General features: G+C 70.1%; 1 protein-coding gene. It reads right to left on the bottom strand.

Annotated features, from left to right (window positions below; all coding sequences use genetic code 11):
• The coding region (locus RNB18_RS51050) for an NAD(P)-binding domain-containing protein (protein WP_311720930.1) at nucleotides 1-254 on the bottom strand (254 nt) is incomplete at its 3' end.
• Nucleotides 255-492 lie beyond the last annotated feature (238 nt).

Below are 492 nucleotides of genomic sequence, written 5' to 3'. Positions count from 1 at the left end.
GCGAAGCCGTTCGCGGCCACCGCCGCCGCGACGCCCTCCGCCGCCTGTGGTGGGCAGACCGAGAGAACGACCGCGCTTCGGGACAGCGCTTCCGCGAGCGAGTCGTACGCCGTGGCACCGGCTTCCCTCCCGCGGAGCCAGGTGTTCTCACTGCGTCCCTTGGTCACCGACAGCGCCTCATGGCCACCGGCCACGAGCTCGGCGGTGATCGCCGCGCCCATGGTTCCAGGGTGGAGGACGGTCACGGTGATCACTGGCTGCCTCCGGCGGTGCGCGACGGGGAAAGTTCCTCACCCCCATGATCCGCTGTCGTTCGGCACCGGCGGCTTCGGAATCAATGCCTGACGGCCGTCTGGGCACTGATGGCGGACAGAGGTGCCTCCGGTCTCGGACTCACCGTCCAGGACGGGACAGCGGTACACGGGCCGCGGCCCCCGACGGTCCTTGCAGCTCGTCTCACGCTGAAGCCGCGTCATGGGTACCGTGCAGGGA

This window comes from Streptomyces doebereineriae, assembly GCF_031845645.1.
GTDB classification, from domain to species: domain Bacteria; phylum Actinomycetota; class Actinomycetes; order Streptomycetales; family Streptomycetaceae; genus Streptomyces; species Streptomyces canus.
The sequence above is the reverse complement of the archived record's forward strand: the minus strand, read 5'-3'. Positions and strand labels throughout refer to the sequence as shown.